15 protein-coding genes and 1 tRNA gene are annotated in these 12,155 nt (G+C 62.8%); 13 read left to right on the forward strand and 3 right to left on the reverse strand.

All coding sequences use genetic code 11. From position 1 onward, the window contains the following. Positions 1 to 145: 145 nt before the first annotated feature. From C8C99_RS19515 to tatC, 4 genes are all read left to right on the forward strand, one after another. Positions 146 to 502: a histidine triad nucleotide-binding protein gene (locus tag C8C99_RS19515; protein WP_108626619.1), complete on the forward strand. Its 357-nt coding sequence runs from the start codon at positions 146 to 148 to the stop codon at positions 500 to 502. A gap of 106 nt (positions 503 to 608) precedes the next feature. Next, positions 609 to 851, forward strand: a complete 243-nt coding sequence (gene tatA / locus C8C99_RS19520) for a Sec-independent protein translocase subunit TatA (protein ID WP_015012694.1) — start codon at positions 609 to 611, stop codon at positions 849 to 851. 52 nt (positions 852 to 903) lie between these two features. Then, positions 904 to 1,365 (forward strand): Sec-independent protein translocase protein TatB, encoded by a 462-nt coding sequence (tatB, locus tag C8C99_RS19525; RefSeq protein ID WP_108626620.1) that lies wholly within the window; start codon positions 904 to 906, stop codon positions 1,363 to 1,365. Between the two features lie 59 nt (positions 1,366 to 1,424). Continuing rightward, on the forward strand, positions 1,425 to 2,219 hold the full coding sequence (gene tatC / locus C8C99_RS19530) for a twin-arginine translocase subunit TatC (protein WP_108626621.1): 795 nt from the start codon (positions 1,425 to 1,427) through the stop codon (positions 2,217 to 2,219). Between the two features lie 340 nt (positions 2,220 to 2,559). Here tatC and C8C99_RS19535 read toward each other — a convergent pair whose 3' ends face one another. Next, positions 2,560 to 3,708 carry a S1C family serine protease gene (locus C8C99_RS19535; RefSeq protein WP_108626622.1) on the reverse strand — a complete coding sequence of 383 codons (1,149 nt, stop codon included), beginning with the start codon at positions 3,706 to 3,708 and terminating at the stop codon, positions 2,560 to 2,562. 139 nt (positions 3,709 to 3,847) lie between these two features. On the opposite strand from C8C99_RS19535, the gene C8C99_RS19540 reads away from it, so the two are divergent. Further along, complete coding sequence (locus tag C8C99_RS19540) at positions 3,848 to 4,621, forward strand: Nif3-like dinuclear metal center hexameric protein (RefSeq protein WP_108626623.1); 774 nt, start codon at positions 3,848 to 3,850, stop codon at positions 4,619 to 4,621. 124 nt (positions 4,622 to 4,745) lie between these two features. Further along, complete coding sequence (gene pdxA, locus C8C99_RS19545) at positions 4,746 to 5,774, forward strand: 4-hydroxythreonine-4-phosphate dehydrogenase PdxA (protein WP_108626624.1); 1,029 nt, start codon at positions 4,746 to 4,748, stop codon at positions 5,772 to 5,774. Between the two features lie 206 nt (positions 5,775 to 5,980). Here the strand turns inward: pdxA and mscL are convergent, their stop codons facing one another. Beyond that, positions 5,981 to 6,409: a large conductance mechanosensitive channel protein MscL gene (gene mscL / locus C8C99_RS19550; protein ID WP_108626625.1), complete on the reverse strand. Its 429-nt coding sequence runs from the start codon at positions 6,407 to 6,409 to the stop codon at positions 5,981 to 5,983. A 145-nt stretch (positions 6,410 to 6,554) separates the two neighbouring features. Between mscL and petA the strand changes: the two genes are divergently transcribed. The 6 genes from petA (at position 6,555) to C8C99_RS19580 (ending at position 10,785) form a co-directional block, all read left to right on the forward strand. Continuing rightward, a complete protein-coding gene (gene petA / locus C8C99_RS19555) occupies positions 6,555 to 7,154 on the forward strand; it encodes a ubiquinol-cytochrome c reductase iron-sulfur subunit (RefSeq protein ID WP_056641080.1) in 600 nt (199 codons plus the stop codon). 11 nt (positions 7,155 to 7,165) lie between these two features. Then, on the forward strand, positions 7,166 to 8,581 hold the full coding sequence (locus tag C8C99_RS19560; RefSeq protein ID WP_056641083.1) for a cytochrome bc complex cytochrome b subunit: 1,416 nt from the start codon (positions 7,166 to 7,168) through the stop codon (positions 8,579 to 8,581). Positions 8,582 to 8,598: 17 nt separating this feature from the next. Continuing rightward, positions 8,599 to 9,360, forward strand: coding sequence for a cytochrome c1 (locus C8C99_RS19565; protein WP_056641086.1), 762 nt, complete (start codon positions 8,599 to 8,601; stop codon positions 9,358 to 9,360). 101 nt (positions 9,361 to 9,461) lie between these two features. Beyond that, a complete protein-coding gene (locus C8C99_RS19570) occupies positions 9,462 to 10,073 on the forward strand; it encodes a glutathione S-transferase N-terminal domain-containing protein (protein ID WP_005794209.1) in 612 nt (203 codons plus the stop codon). Between the two features lie 50 nt (positions 10,074 to 10,123). Beyond that, a complete protein-coding gene (locus C8C99_RS19575; RefSeq protein WP_108626626.1) occupies positions 10,124 to 10,660 on the forward strand; it encodes a ClpXP protease specificity-enhancing factor in 537 nt (178 codons plus the stop codon). 49 nt (positions 10,661 to 10,709) lie between these two features. Continuing rightward, positions 10,710 to 10,785 (forward strand) — tRNA-Thr (locus C8C99_RS19580). A 44-nt stretch (positions 10,786 to 10,829) separates the two neighbouring features. Here the strand turns inward: C8C99_RS19580 and C8C99_RS19585 are convergent. Then, positions 10,830 to 11,129, reverse strand: a complete 300-nt coding sequence (locus C8C99_RS19585; protein ID WP_056060290.1) for a hypothetical protein — start codon at positions 11,127 to 11,129, stop codon at positions 10,830 to 10,832. A gap of 32 nt (positions 11,130 to 11,161) precedes the next feature. On the opposite strand from C8C99_RS19585, the gene C8C99_RS19590 reads away from it, so the two are divergent. After that, positions 11,162 to 12,145 (forward strand): M23 family metallopeptidase, encoded by a 984-nt coding sequence (locus tag C8C99_RS19590; RefSeq protein ID WP_108626627.1) that lies wholly within the window; start codon positions 11,162 to 11,164, stop codon positions 12,143 to 12,145. Positions 12,146 to 12,155: the final 10 nt, after the last annotated feature.

A 12,155-nucleotide genomic window follows, 5' to 3' on the forward strand; every position in this document is an offset into this window, starting at 1 on the left:
TGCAAAAAGACGCCTTGCGGCCCATCCCGATCCGCACTACCACCGCCTCGCGAGGGTTATGCAGGACATCCCTCGCTCGCGCGCGAGGCGCCCTCTGGGTTGATCCGCGCCTGTACCCCTGATTTCCTTTGCTCCGATCCCTTCCATGCACGATCCGAACTGCCTTTTCTGCAAAATCATCGCGGGCCAGATTCCTTCCAAGAAGGTCTATGAGGACGAAGAAATCTTCGCCTTCCACGACATCCACCCGTGGGCGCCGGTGCACTTTTTGATGGTGCCCAAGCTGCATATCCCTTCCATGGCACAGGTCACCCCGGAGCACGCTGGCATGCTGGGGCGCATGATGGCGCTGGCGCCGAAGCTGGCGCTGGAGCAGGGCTGCAACCCGTACCCGGATGGTGGCTTTCGCGTCGTGGTAAACACGGGGCTTGAAGGTGGGCAGGAAATCCACCACCTGCATGTCCACGTCATGGGCGGCCCCCGTCCGTGGCTCAAAGGCTGAACCAGGCTGACGACCGTGCCAGAGAGTGAAGCGCCGGCATGCATCGGCAATGAACTCCTGTCACGCCCCCCGTCTAAAATGATTGCAATTCGTTAGGAGATATTTCATGGGCTCTTTTTCCATCTGGCACTGGTTGATCGTGCTGCTGATCGTTGTGATGGTGTTTGGCACCAAGAAGCTCAAGAACATGGGCTCTGACCTCGGTGGCGCCGTCAAGGGCTTTAAGGACGGCATGAAGGACGGCGCTTCGGACGCCCCCGCTGCTGCTACGCCACCCGCTGGCCAGGTGGCCAACAGCCAGGCCGCCGACAAGACCACCATCGATGTCGAAGCCAAGCAAAAGAGCTGAGCGCGTGTTGCCAACCCGCAGCCGCAGCCTGTCTCGCATGGGCGCTTGATCCATGATTGATATTGGCCTGTCCAAAATGGCGCTCATCGGCGCCGTGGCGTTGATCGTCATCGGCCCCGAAAAGCTGCCCCGTGTGGCCCGCACCGTCGGCACCTTGCTGGGCAAGGCCCAGCGCTATGTGTCCGACGTGAAGGCGGAGGTCAACCGGTCCATGGAGCTCGACGAGCTCAAGAAGATGAAGGACACGGTGGAGAACGCTGCGCGCGACGTGCAAAACTCCATCCAGACCAGCGCCAGCGAGTTCGAGAAAGACTGGGCCGAAGCCACCGACACGGCCAGTGCCGCACTGGCTGAACAGACCGCAGTGGTCCCCGCCTACAAGCACCCGGGCAAGAACTGGCGCCTCAAGCGTGGCGCCATGCCCCAGTGGTACAAGGCCCGAAGCGGTGTGCGCACCAAGGCACAGTCTGGCGCTGCCCGTGTGGCACGTTACCGCCCCCAAAAATTCCACTGACACAGCCTGCGGCGCCCCCTGCGCAGCATGGGCGGCCCTGACGCCCACGAAAACCCACCATGTCCGAAACCCCCTCCAAAGAAGACGAACTGGCCGGCACCGAGCAGCCGTTCGTACAGCACCTCATGGAGCTGCGCGACCGCCTGGTCAAGGCCATGATCGCCATCGCCATCGCGGCGGCGATCCTGTTCTTCTTCCCGGGTCCCGGCGCGTTGTACGACTTTCTGGCCGCCCCCCTGGTGGCCCACCTGCCCAAGGGGGCCACGCTGATCGCCACGTCGGTGATCTCGCCCTTCATGGTGCCGCTCAAGATCCTGCTGATGTCGGCGTTTCTGCTGGCGCTGCCTTTCGTGCTGTGGCAGATCTGGGCTTTTGTGGCGCCTGGCCTGTATTCGCACGAGAAGAAGCTGGTGCTGCCGCTGGTGGTCTCCAGCACGCTGCTGTTCTTCATCGGCGTGGCGTTTTGCTACTACCTGGTGTTTGGCCAGGTGTTTGCGTTCATCCAGAGCTTCGCCCCCAAGAGCATCACGGCAGCACCTGACATCGAGGCCTATCTGAGTTTTGTGCTGTCCATGTTCCTGGCGTTCGGCATGGCTTTTGAGGTGCCGATTGCCGTGGTGGTGCTGGCGCGCATGGGCATCGTGAGCGTGCAAAAGCTGCGCGAGTTTCGCGGCTACTTCATCGTGCTGGCCTTTGTGGTGGCTGCCGTCGTGACACCGCCCGATGTGGTGTCGCAGCTGTCGCTGGCCGTGCCCATGTGCCTGCTGTACGAGGTGGGCATCTGGGCCGCACAGATCTTCATCAAACACACCCAGGCGCCTGAAGAGCCTGGCGAATCCGCTTCCGCGTCCTGACCGACCCTCTGACCTCGCAGGCGGGCGGGGCTGCGACGGGGGGATGCGCAGATCGCGTCTTTGGGGCTCCGCCCAGGCTGTCACAGCGAATATTCAATAAAAACAGCCGCAAGCGCTGGTGCAATATGCGCTGACAGCTATCATTTTCGTAGTTTTGCGTGGGGTTGGCTGCGCATGCGTTGGCGTGACACGCTTCATCCGACCCCTTCCTGCTGGCCTGTGCTTCACCCTCGCCTGACCTTGCGCCAGGGCCATCGAGGCCGCCGACCTGGCTCCACACTCCGCTGCGTTGACCGCTCGTGCCCGGCGTTGTTAAGAATGATCCGGGCCTGTTCAGGCGTCAGCGCCTCACATTGCGCTGTGGCCGGGGGCGCACGCCCGGGTTGATGCTCAGCTCCACCCGCTTGTCGGCCCGCTGCACATCAAATGCCGCGGCCTGGCCCGGCTTGAGCGCCGCCACGGCGGTCAGCAGCTGCGACACGTTGCCCACGGCCTTGCCATCCACCTGCACGATCACGTCGCCGGGGCGCATGCCGGCCTGGGCGGCGGGGCCGTCCTGCAACACGCCGGTGATGATCACGCCCTCGGTGGCCTTTTTCACGCCAAAGGTCTCCGCCAGTTCGGGCGAGAGTTCGTTGGGCTCCACGCCGATCCAGCCGCGCGTGACCTGGCCGTCCTTGACAATGCAGTCGAGCACCATGCGGGCCGTGGACACAGGGATGGCAAACCCGATGCCCATGCTGCCGCCCGAGCGCGAGTAGATCGCGGTGTTGATGCCCATCAGGTTGCCGTTCACGTCCACCAGCGCGCCACCCGAGTTGCCGGGGTTGATGGCCGCGTCGGTCTGGATGAAGTTTTCAAACGTATTGATGCCCAGCTGGCTGCGGCCCAGTGCGCTCACGATGCCGCTGGTCACCGTCTGGCCCACGCCGAAGGGGTTGCCAATGGCCAGCACCTGGTCGCCCACGTCCAGTCCGTCGGAGTTGCCCAGCACGATGACGGGCAGCTTGTCCAGTTCGATCTTGAGGATGGCCAGGTCGGTGTCGGGGTCGGTGCCGATCACGCGCGCGCGGGCGCGGCGGCTGTCGGTGAGGGTGACTTCGATCTCGTCAGCGCCTTCGACCACGTGGTTGTTGGTCAGGATGTAGCCGTCGGGGCTCACGATCACGCCGCTGCCCAGACCGGCTTGCGCCTGGCTGCCCTGGTCGCCAAAGAAGAACTGGAACCAGGGGTCGTTGCTGCGCGGGTGGCGCACTTCCTTGCTGGTGTTGATGCTGACCACGGCAGGTGCCGCCTTGCGGGCTGCGGCGCTGAAGCTGCCTGCCACCGGCTGGGATGACGGCGCGGCGGGTGCCTCCAGCAGTGCAATGCCTGCCCCTGAGCGTGTGGTGCCCCGGCCCAGCCAGTCGGGCTGGAGCGTGGCAACAACAAAGTAGGCCGCAACGAGGACCGTCACGGACTGGGAAAACAGCAGCCAGAGTCGCTTCATGTAATGTGCTTACCGGTGGTGGAACGGGGTGGGACGAGGGAGGCGCGGTCTGCCGGTTCGCCGTGGCGGCCCGGGCGTTCGCTCCGTCGTGGCATTGTCTCCCAATGTGGGGGTGATGACGGCGCGCCACAATAGAGGCATGAGCATTCCCCGCAGTCAACTTTTGCAGGCGTTTGACAGCCTGCTGCAACCCGAGCGCTTCAAGGACTACGGCCCCAACGGCCTGCAGGTCGAGGGCAAGGCCGAGATCCAGCGTGTGGTGAGCGGCGTCACGGCCAGCCGAGCGCTGATCGAGGCCGCCATTGCCGCGCAGGCCGACGCCATTTTTGTGCACCACGGCCTGTTCTGGCGCGGGCAGGATGGCCGTGTCACGGGTTGGATGAAGCAGCGGCTGCAGCTGCTGCTGGCGCACGACATCAACCTGTTTGCCTACCATCTGCCGCTCGATGCCCATGCCGAGCTGGGCAACAACGCGCAGCTGGGCCGGGTCCTGGGCTGGGCGGCCGATGCGCGGTTTGGCGAGCAGGACCTTGGCTTTGCGGCGCCTGCGGCGTTTGAGAATGCCCAGGCGGTGGCGGACCACGTCGCCAAGGCGCTGGGCCGCCCCGTGACCCTGGTGTCGCCGGGTGGGGCGGGTGGTGGTGCCTCTGTGCAGTGCCCCGTGCGCCGCGTGGCGTGGTGCACGGGGGGGGCGCAGGGGTATTTCGAATCGGCCATTGCTGCGGGGGCAGATGTCTTCATTACCGGTGAAATCTCCGAGCCGCAAGCCCACCTGGCGCGCGAGACGGGTGTGAGCTTCATTGCCGCTGGGCACCATGCCACCGAGCGCTATGGGGCCCCCGCCGTGGCGGCCCATGTGGCGGACCAGTGCGGACTCAGCCACGAGTTCATCGAGATCGACAACCCCGCGTAGTCCATGGCAAGACACTGCACAACAAGGCACCGCACCGTGCGGTTGTGTGGTGCGTTTTGCTCACTTATTAATAGCTGGTAGCGCATGAAAGACTAGCGCTATAAGCACTTTCCGTTCCAAACCCATGCAACCCATCGCCATTACCCAGGGAGACCCCGCCGGCATCGGCCCCGAGATCGTGGCCAAGGCCTTTCGCGATGCGCCCGATGCACTGCGCCAGTGTTTTGTCGTTGGTGACGTGGCCACCTTGCGGCGCGCAGCAGGCGTCATCACGCGCCCCGGCGTGCCCAGCTTGCCCGTGGCGCAGATCAGCGCACCGTGCGAGGTGGTAGATGTGCCGCCTCGCTGCGTGCCCGTGCTTCCCTTGCCCGGCATTCCGGGCCCTCAGCCTTGGGGTTTGATCAGCGCGGCTGCGGGCCGTGCGGCTGCCGACAGCGTGGTCTGGGCAGCGCGTGCAGCGCTGCGTGGAGAAGTCGCGGCGTTGGTCACTGCCCCGTTGCACAAGGAGGCGCTGTCGGCGGCTGGGGTGGACTTCCCGGGGCACACGGAGCTGTTGCAGGCGGAGGCCGCTGCGCACCAGGGCGTGCCGCTGGCCCGCATGCCGGTGCGCATGATGCTGGCCAACGACGAACTGCGCACCGTGCTCGTCAGCATCCACGTGTCGTTGCGCGACGCGATCGCTGCCGTCACGCAAGACAATGTGCTGCAGACGCTGCAAATCACCCACGCCGCCTTGCAGCGCAGCCTGGGCCGCGTGCCGCGCATCGGTGTGGCGGGGCTCAATCCCCATGCGGGCGAGGGCGGACTGTTTGGCCGCGAGGAGCTGGAGGTGATCGTCCCGGCTATTGCAGCCGCGCGTGCGCAGGGGCTGGATGTGCACGGCCCCTTCGCGCCGGACACGGTGTTCATGCGTGCACGTAGCACCCCGCAGCGCGCGGGCGAGTTCGACGTGGTCATCGCGATGTACCACGACCAGGGCCTAATCCCGGTGAAGTATCTGGGGGTGGAAAAGGGTGTGAACGTGACGCTGGGCCTGCCGCTGGTGCGCACCAGCCCGGATCACGGCACGGCGTTTGATATTGCAGGGCAGGGCGTTGCAGACGCCTCCAGCCTCGTCGAGGCCGTGCGGATGGCGCGTGCGCTGTGTGGTTGACCGGTGTGGGTGAGGTCAGCGGCTGAAGCCTTGAGGCCAAGCGCTGATCGACATCAAATGAAGCGCTGAAAAATACGAGCCATACCCAGGGCGCAATCCTGCAGGCAGGGCTGCCCAAAAGCCGACGCCACCGGCGGCTGGCTGTACCAGCGCAGCGGTGGCGTTTCTCATTCTTGCGGCCAGAAATGCCGCGGCCCAGGGGCTTTTTACTTCTTCAGGCTATCGCGAATCTCGCGCAGCAGCACGATGTCCTCGGGCGGTGCCACCGGCGCAGCGGGCGCGACAGGCGCCTCGCGCTTGAGGCGGTTGATCTGCTTGATCATCATGAAGATGATGAACGCAAGGATCACGAAGTTGACTGCCACGGTCAGGAAGTTGCCATAGGCAAACACCGGTACGCCGGCCTTTTTGAGGGCATCGAGTGTGGTGCCGGTGCCTGGGGGTACGTTGCCCAGCACGATGAACAGGTTAGAAAAATCGAGCTTGCCAAAGACCAGCCCCACCACCGGCATGATCAGGTCCGCCACCACCGAGTCGACGATCTTGCCAAATGCCCCGCCAATGATGACGCCCACCGCCAGGTCAATCACATTGCCCTTGACCGCGAACTCCCTGAACTCTTGCATCATCCCCATGCTGGTGCTCCTTGTAAAACGGTGATGCGGGAGTATTGCCCGGTTCGCGCCCCTGTCAAGCCAGCAAACCACTTGGAAATAACCATTTTCACTCCGCTACAATTCGCGGTTGACCCCAATCTAGCGATGTTCATCGAGGATCCCCATGAGTGACACTCCAATCGACTCCAGCAAGCGGACGTGGATCATCACGTCAGCATGTGCTGGTGCGGTGGGCGGCGTGGCAACCGCCGTTCCTTTCGTGAGTACTTTCCAGCCCTCAGAGCGTGCCAAAGCCGCTGGTGCTGCCGTTGAGGTGGATATCTCCGCCCTCAAACCTGGAGAAAAGGTCACTGTGGAGTGGCGCGGCAAGCCCGTCTGGATCATCAAGCGCACCCCCGAGCAGCTGGCAGAGTTGCCCAAGCTCGACGGCCAGCTTGCCGACCCCAAGTCGGAGCGCAAGCCCTCTGAACTCACGCCCGAATACGCCCGCAACGAGGCGCGTTCGATCAAGCCGGAAATTTTCGTGGGCGTGGGCATCTGCTCGCACCTGGGCTGCTCGCCGTCGGACAAGTTCCAGCCCGGCGCACAGCCTTCGCTGCCTGACGACTGGAAGGGCGGTTTCCTCTGCCCCTGCCACGGCTCTACGTTCGACATGGCGGGCCGTGTCTTCAAGAACAAGCCGGCTCCGGACAACCTCGAAGTGCCTCCGCACATGTACCTGTCCGACACACGCCTCGTGATCGGTGAAGACAAGAAGGCTTGACGGAGAACGACATGGCCCACGAATTCAAAGAAATCTCGCCGAACGCCTCTGCTGGCGCCAAGGTCACCAACTGGTTCGAGAACCGGTTCCCGACGGCCTTTGACGCCTACAAGGTGCACATGTCGGAGTACTACGCTCCGAAGAATTTCAACTTCTGGTACATCTTCGGCTCGCTCGCGCTGGTCGTGCTGGTGATCCAGATCGTGACCGGGATCTTTCTGGTCATGCACTACAAGCCCGATGCCAGCCTGGCGTTCGCATCGGTCGAGTACATCATGCGGGACGTGCCCTGGGGCTGGCTGATCCGCTACATGCACTCCACGGGCGCATCGGCGTTCTTCGTGGTGGTGTACCTGCACATGTTCCGTGGCCTGATCTACGGCAGCTATCGCAAGCCCCGCGAGCTGGTCTGGATCTTCGGCTGTGCGATTTTCCTGTGCCTGATGGCCGAGGCTTTCATGGGCTATCTGCTGCCCTGGGGCCAGATGTCGTACTGGGGCGCCCAGGTGATCGTGAACCTGTTTGCCGCCATTCCCTTCGTCGGTCCTGATCTTGCATTGCTGATCCGCGGCGACTATGTGGTGGGCGATGCTACCCTGAACCGCTTCTTCAGCTTCCACGTGATTGCCGTGCCCCTGGTGCTGCTGGGCCTGGTGGTGGCGCACTTGCTGGCGCTGCACGATGTGGGCTCCAACAACCCCGACGGCGTGGAAATCAAGGGCCCCAAGGCGCCCAAGGATGCCAACGGCAAGCCGCTCGATGGCGTGCCCTTCCACCCCTACTACACGGTGCATGACATCTTCGCGCTGAGCATGTTCCTGATGGCGTTCACGGCCGTCGTGTTCTTCGCGCCCGAGTTCGGTGGCTACTTCCTCGAATACAACAACTTCATCCCTGCGGATCCGCTCAAGACCCCTGCGCACATTGCTCCGGTCTGGTACTTCACGCCGTTCTATTCGATGCTGCGTGCCATCACCAGCGAAATGATGTACGCCCTGATCGCCTGCGTGCTGGGTGGTGCAGCTGTTGGCGTGATCAAGGCAAAGCTGCCCAGCTTCATCAAGGCCGGTATCGCTGGTGCGGCCGTGGTGGTCGTGCTGCTGATGCTGTCGATCGATGCCAAGTTCTGGGGTGTCGTGGTGATGGGTGGCGCGGTGATCATTCTGTTCTTCCTGCCATGGCTGGATTTCAGCCCGGTCAAGTCGATCCGCTATCGCCCTGACTGGCACAAGTACCTGTACGGCATCTTTGTGATCAACTTCCTGATCCTGGGCTATCTGGGTGTGCAGCCCCCGTCGCCCATCGGCGAGCGTGTGTCGCAAGTGGGCACCTTGTTCTACTTTGGCTTCTTCCTGCTGATGCCCTGGTGGAGCCGCATTGGTCAAACCAAGCCAGTGCCCGATCGCGTGACCTTTGTGGCGCACTGAGCCTGGAGATAACCACAATGAAAAAAATCATTCTCACGTTGATCGCCGCTGTGGGCCTGGCCGCAGGGGCTGCCCATGCGGCGGGAGCCGACACCATCGCCTGGGACAAGGCGCCCAACAAGACCAATGACCTGGCCTCGTTGCAAAACGGTGCCAAGGTGTTCGTCAACTACTGCCTGAGCTGCCACTCGGCGGCTTACATGCGGTTCAACCGCCTGCGCGACATCGGCCTGACCGAGCAGCAGATCAAGGACAACCTGCTGTTCACCACCGACAAGGTGGGTGAAACCATGAAGGCTTCCATTGATCCCAAGCAGGCCAAGGAGTGGTTTGGTGCCAACCCCCCCGACCTTACCGTGATCGCGCGTTCGCGCGCAGGGCACGGTGGCACCGGGGCTGACTACCTGTACACGTTCCTGCGCACGTTCTACCGTGACGACACCAAGGCCACGGGCTGGAACAACCTGGTTTTCCCCAGCGTGGGCATGCCCCATGTGCTCTGGCAGCTTCAGGGCGATCGCCGCCCGGTGTTTGAAGAGCACGAGAGCCACGGCCACAAGACCCAGGTGTTCAAGGGCTGGGAGCAGATCACGCCCGGCACGATGACACCTCTGCAGTTCGACCAGAACATTGGTGATCTGGTGAACTATCTGCAGTGGATGGGTGAGCCCGCACAAAATACCCGCTGGCGCGTGGGCGTCTGGGTGTTGATTTTCCTGGGCGTGTTCACAGTGATTGCCTGGCGCCTGAACGCTGCGTTCTGGAAGGACGTGAAGTAAACGCCAGATCCATTTCCCGCACCCTTCGGGGTGCCATTGGATTTATTGCAGAGTGGGCGCTTTTGGCGTCCCACTCTTTTGATTTTTAGGAGCCTCCCACCATGATGGTGCTTTACTCGGGTACGACCTGTCCCTTCTCCCACCGCTGCCGTTTTGTCCTGTTTGAAAAAGGCATGGACTTTGAAATCCGCGATGTGGACCTGTACAACAAGCCCGAAGACATCAGCGTGATGAATCCGTACGGCCAGGTGCCGATTCTGGTTGAGCGCGACCTGATTCTGTACGAGTCGAACATCATCAACGAGTACATCGACGAGCGCTTCCCCCATCCGCAGCTGATGCCCGGTGACCCGGTGGATCGCGCCCGCGTGCGCCTGTTCCTGCTCAACTTCGAGAAGGAGCTGTTCGTGCATGTGAACACGCTTGAGTCGCGTGCGACCAAGGGCAACGAGAAGGCACTGGAGAAGGCGCGCGCGCACATTCGCGACCGCCTGACCCAGCTGGCCCCCGTGTTCCTCAAGAACAAGTACATGCTGGGCGACAACTTCTCGATGCTGGACGTGGCCATCGCGCCGCTGCTGTGGCGCCTGGATTACTACGGCATTGACCTCTCCAAGAATGCGGCCCCGCTGCTGAAGTACGCGGAGCGCATTTTCTCGCGCCCGGCCTATATCGAAGCACTGACTCCGTCCGAAAAGGTCATGCGCAAGTAAGCAGCGGCCTGCAGACTTCATTTCCTCCACCGCAGCCGTAACACCGCCTCATGACCGCACAGGAATCGACCTCCACGCGCCCCTATCTCATTCGTGCCCTGTACGAATGGTGCACCGACAACGGGCTGACGCCTTATGTGGCGGTGCGTGTGGACGAGTCCGTGCAGGTGCCCCGCGAGTATGTGAAGGACGGCGAGATTGTCCTGAACATCAGTTTTGACGCAACGAGCGCGCTCCAACTGGGCAACGAGTTCATTGAATTCAAGGCCCGGTTTGGTGGCAAGCCCCGTGAAATCCTGGTGCCCGTAGGCCGTGTGATCGCCATCTATGCCCGTGAGAATGGCCAGGGCATGGCGTTCCCGCCTCCGGTGGATCTGTTGTCGTCTGCGGATGGTGCTCCCGGCGCGCTGCCTTCAAATGCGGCACCGACCCCCTTGCAAAACGAAGAGGCTGTCGCTGCCCCTGCCGAAGACCGCGTCGTGCAGCTGGTGGGCGTGGAAGATGGCCACAAGGACGATGGCGGCGATGCGCCCCGGCCGCCGCCCGCCCAAGGCGGTGCACGCCCCTCGCTCAAGCGCATCAAATAGCTGCAGTTTCAAATTTCAGGCAGTTTTTACGGGATAAAATACTGCCTTCGCCGGTTTAGCTCAGTTGGTAGAGCACCCGCCTTGTAAGCGGTAGGTCGTCAGTTCGATTCCGACAACCGGCACCATGTTTCTTCTTTTGTTCTGCATTCCCTGGCACTGACGCTGGCCGTCAGGTTTGAACTTTCAGGCGAATCGCGTTAACCTCCCACCCCCGACTGCGCAGATGCGCCTGCAAAGCAGGCAGCAGTTGGCGTATTTTTGCCGCTGCGGCGTTGCTCTTGACCAGCAGGCACCAGCTATCCCCGTCAATGGGGCCTGCCTGGACTGCTGGACGCAATGCGGCGGGAATCAGCAATTCAATGGCCTTGAGCCGATCACTGGAGTCGCGTGTCAGCGCTGTGAGCTTCGCCAGCGTGGGGGATTCCTCACTGGCTTGCTGCAGGGTGACGGCGTAGTGGCGGCGGTTCATGGTGTGGCGCCTTCGGGCGTGGAGTATGGGCAGTGCATTTGATTATCACGGACGCCAGACTGGCGCGCAGTCGGGCCATTCATTTGTCTGGCACGCGCCTGGTTCTGGTGGGCCTTGCTGTGTCACTGTGCCTGATGGTGGTTGCGGCGGGGCTGTACCACTGGGTGTTTCTGAAAGGGGCGCGTGAAGGGTGGCCCGTCGTGGGCTCGCTGGTGCGCCTGGTGGTCAAGGACGAGTTTGCGGAGCGCGACCGTTTCATGCGTGCCAACCTCGACGCCATGGCCCGGCGTGTGGGCGAAATGCAGGCGCGCATGGTGCAGCTGGAGTCGCTGGGAGACCGTGTGCTGGGTCTTGCGGGCATGGCACCCGCCGACATCCAGAAGCCGGATGCACGCGGTGGTGCTTTGGTGAGTGCACGCAACCTGTCCATGGAGGAGCTGCAAACCACGCTGGATGAGCTGGAGCGCCTGACCAACCAACGTGTGGATCTGATGACGGTGCTGGAGTCCCGTCTGTTCGATCAGCACATCCGCAAGAAGATGATCCCTACCCATGCACCCGTCACGGGGCGTGTCGCGGGTTCGGGCTTTGGCTGGCGGGTCGATCCCATCACGGGGCAGTCGGCGTTGCACACGGGGCTGGATTTCCAGGCCGATACGGGCACTTCGATCCTGGCAGCCGCCGGGGGCGTGGTTGTGACCCAGGAATACCACCCCGCCTACGGCAACATGATCGAGGTAGATCACGGCAATCAGCTGGTGACGCGCTATGCCCATGCTTCGCGCGTCCTGGTCAAGCAGGGCGACATCGTGCGCCGCGGACAAAAGATTGCGGAGATTGGCACAACAGGGCGTTCAACGGGGCCGCATCTGCACTTTGAGGTATTGGTGCAGGGCGTTTTTCAGGACCCGCAGAAGTTCCTGAACGCGGGAGCCACGGCCACCGGCCCGCAGGTGGCAGCCGTTCAGCCCTCCGCATTGGCAGGACAGCGGTCCGCGCCGGCACCAGGCAGGTAAAATCGCGGGT

This window comes from Acidovorax sp. 107 (assembly GCF_003058055.1).
In the GTDB taxonomy this organism is placed as follows: Bacteria; Pseudomonadota; Gammaproteobacteria; order Burkholderiales; family Burkholderiaceae_C; genus Acidovorax.

Excerpts from the sequence above, each read along its gene's own strand:
- C8C99_RS19515 (WP_108626619.1), top strand. The coding sequence starts at position 146 with ATGCACGATCCGAACTGCCTTTTCTGCAAAATCATCGCGGGCCAGATT.
- tatA (WP_015012694.1), top strand. The coding sequence starts at position 609 with ATGGGCTCTTTTTCCATCTGGCACTGGTTGATCGTGCTGCTGATCGTT.
- tatB (WP_108626620.1), top strand. The coding sequence starts at position 904 with ATGATTGATATTGGCCTGTCCAAAATGGCGCTCATCGGCGCCGTGGCG.
- tatC (WP_108626621.1), top strand. The coding sequence starts at position 1,425 with ATGTCCGAAACCCCCTCCAAAGAAGACGAACTGGCCGGCACCGAGCAG.
- C8C99_RS19535 (WP_108626622.1), bottom strand. The coding sequence starts at position 3,708 with ATGAAGCGACTCTGGCTGCTGTTTTCCCAGTCCGTGACGGTCCTCGTT.
- C8C99_RS19540 (WP_108626623.1), top strand. The coding sequence starts at position 3,848 with ATGAGCATTCCCCGCAGTCAACTTTTGCAGGCGTTTGACAGCCTGCTG.
- pdxA (WP_108626624.1), top strand. The coding sequence starts at position 4,746 with ATGCAACCCATCGCCATTACCCAGGGAGACCCCGCCGGCATCGGCCCC.
- mscL (WP_108626625.1), bottom strand. The coding sequence starts at position 6,409 with ATGGGGATGATGCAAGAGTTCAGGGAGTTCGCGGTCAAGGGCAATGTG.
- petA (WP_056641080.1), top strand. The coding sequence starts at position 6,555 with ATGAGTGACACTCCAATCGACTCCAGCAAGCGGACGTGGATCATCACG.
- C8C99_RS19560 (WP_056641083.1), top strand. The coding sequence starts at position 7,166 with ATGGCCCACGAATTCAAAGAAATCTCGCCGAACGCCTCTGCTGGCGCC.
- C8C99_RS19565 (WP_056641086.1), top strand. The coding sequence starts at position 8,599 with ATGAAAAAAATCATTCTCACGTTGATCGCCGCTGTGGGCCTGGCCGCA.
- C8C99_RS19570 (WP_005794209.1), top strand. The coding sequence starts at position 9,462 with ATGATGGTGCTTTACTCGGGTACGACCTGTCCCTTCTCCCACCGCTGC.
- C8C99_RS19575 (WP_108626626.1), top strand. The coding sequence starts at position 10,124 with ATGACCGCACAGGAATCGACCTCCACGCGCCCCTATCTCATTCGTGCC.
- C8C99_RS19585 (WP_056060290.1), bottom strand. The coding sequence starts at position 11,129 with ATGAACCGCCGCCACTACGCCGTCACCCTGCAGCAAGCCAGTGAGGAA.